The sequence below is a fragment of the Pseudomonas sp. 13B_2.1_Bac1 genome, from assembly GCF_025466155.1.
Lineage (GTDB): Bacteria > Pseudomonadota > Gammaproteobacteria > Pseudomonadales > Pseudomonadaceae > Aquipseudomonas > Aquipseudomonas aylmerensis.
Genome location: NZ_JANLOH010000091.1, coordinates 1 through 2,050 on the forward strand (window position 1 = coordinate 1; position 2,050 = coordinate 2,050).

General features: G+C 52.3%; 2 protein-coding genes and 1 pseudogene. All 3 read right to left on the reverse strand.

Annotation, left to right across the window (positions count from 1 at the left end; genetic code table 11):
- Nucleotides 1-312: pseudogene (locus NTD80_RS22615) on the reverse strand (RHS repeat domain-containing protein); the annotation flags it as partial.
- A 71-nt stretch (nucleotides 313-383) separates the two neighbouring features.
- Nucleotides 384-1,526 (reverse strand): ankyrin repeat domain-containing protein, encoded by a 1,143-nt coding sequence (locus tag NTD80_RS22620; protein WP_181643024.1) that lies wholly within the window; start codon nucleotides 1,524-1,526, stop codon nucleotides 384-386.
- On the reverse strand, nucleotides 1,519-2,050 hold a 532-nt coding region (locus NTD80_RS22625), incomplete at its 5' end, for an RHS repeat-associated core domain-containing protein (protein WP_262135076.1). The genes NTD80_RS22620 and NTD80_RS22625, both read right to left, overlap by 8 nt.

The following is a 2,050-nucleotide window of genomic DNA, read 5'->3' on the forward strand; positions in this document are numbered from 1 at the left end:
GCTGCGGACCTCGATCAGGCGATGCTCTGCGTCGTAGGCAAAGTGCTGTACGTCGCGTAGGGCGCTGCGCTTTTCGATCATTCGACCGTCACGGTGCAGGCGGTCGCGCTCGAAGTCGCTGATGACGCGGCCGTCGAGGTTGATCTGGTGCAGGTGACCACTGCCGTAGTACAGGCGGTTGAGCCAACGGCCGTCGGGCAACTGCGTCTGGATCAGGTTGCCGAGTTCGTCGTAGTGGTGTTGCAGGTTGCCCGCCGAACTCTGCTCGCAAAGCAGTTGGCCGAGGGCATCGTAGGCGAAGTCGAGCGCCTCATTTGGGGAGGGGGCTAATCAATTTAGAAAGCTAAATAAATTGCCCCATGCTCCTATGCCGTTTTCTCATATCAAAATTGTAATGGTGAGGTTAGCGCAATGCTTTTCCAGCTGGCCTTACGTTTCTTCTCAAGAAGGGTGTCCAGGGCGGTACCTTCTGGTGGTCCTTTCTTCGGCAATTTAAGTGGCACCAAAACGAAGAGCTTTACCGAGTCATCGTGATGGTCGACCTCAGAATTTGTAGTCCAGATCTTGTCCACGACAACCAGCGCGTCAATATCGGCTGGCCAGCCCAGCGAGCTTAAGCATGGTTCTGAGCGCAATATGATTTGGCCCTCAGATAAAGGAGCCTTTTCCATGGTACGTTTTGAAAGCTCAGAAAGTAGGCCTTGAGGAAACATCCAGGGACTTTCGATAGCAAAGCCTTGTCTGGGCATCCGCCAATTCCCAGGCAGGCAGATAAAAAGTTCTGTTCGTGGCTTTTGCGTAAACAGCCCCAGGGTGAACAGTAGCTTGTAGTCGTTTTTATCGGCGATGCAACTGACTCTGAGTTTCACGCCCGCACCTTGCAGTTGGGGAGTGACTTTTTCAGGGAGCACCCAGCCGGCTGTTTCACTAACAAAGCTGACTATAGGGGCGCCGGGAATTGATTCTTCGTTGGCATCTTTTTCAATCGCAGAAACAGCTCCCTGTGTTTCAAGGCGTTCGGCTATCTTCGGGAAATTCCAAGATCGAGCTAGATCCAAGGCGGTTCGGTTGAATTTGGCGTGCAGTTGATTGACGTCTGCATGGTGCTCCAGCAATAGATCAACAGCCGTAGCCTGTCCGAACGTGACGGCTGCTATCAGGGGCGATGTCACCGAGAGAGGTGAACCGTCGACCTCTGCACCAGCCTCCAATAGCCATCGAACGATTTCTAGGTGCCCATTTTCGGCCGCCACCGCTAGCGGCGTCGTATTTCCTGAGCCTACGGTGGGTTGATTGATATCGATACCCAGCTCAACTAGCAATTGGCATATGGCAAGTTGGTTATATTCGGCAGCGTGATGAAGGAGACCAGGGTAACTGACTAGATTCAAACTAGGAGGCTGAATAAGCTGCGGGCGTTTGGCTAACTCGGTACGTATAAAGGCAAGATCCCCGGATTCGATATGAGCATAAAGTTCTCGAATAAGGGGGGCGTCCTCACCATATGTTTTCTCTAGGCTAGTCATCTAGAAACACTCCCTTTCTCATTTCTTTGCCCATGGATTGTAACGTCTTAATTACCTCGCTCTTACCGCCTTTGCGGGCTATAGCAAGGGCTTCAGAGACCTTTTTCGATGCTGCGATTGTATGGTTTCCGCTACCGTTGGGAGCCCAGACAAAGTTGCGGGGGTCGTCGTTCAAACCAATACCGAATTTCTTCAGAATTCCCTGGGCATGTGTCACATAACGACGGTTACTGTCTGTCCAATTCTTGGGCGCTTTTTCGCGCACGATATGGTGACGATGCGGGTTCGTCATTTCGTGTGCCTTGGGTTTAGGCCCCATCTTCGCTTTATCGACCTTGGACAGTCGGCAGGTTTCCCAACCAAGTGGGTCAATCCAACCAATAGGGTTTGGTGAGTACTGGTAGAGGTTCAGACCACCCGTCAGTGCTATCGGATCTCGGGTCGTAAACCGCCCCACATCCGGATCATAAAACCGAAACGTGTTGTAGTGCAGCCCAATCTCCCGATCCAGATACTGCCCCTGA

What these genes read in the sequence shown, in the direction of transcription:
- NTD80_RS22620 (WP_181643024.1), bottom strand. Translation starts at nt 1,526, where the DNA reads ATGACTAGCCTAGAGAAAACATATGGTGAGGACGCCCCCCTTATTCGA.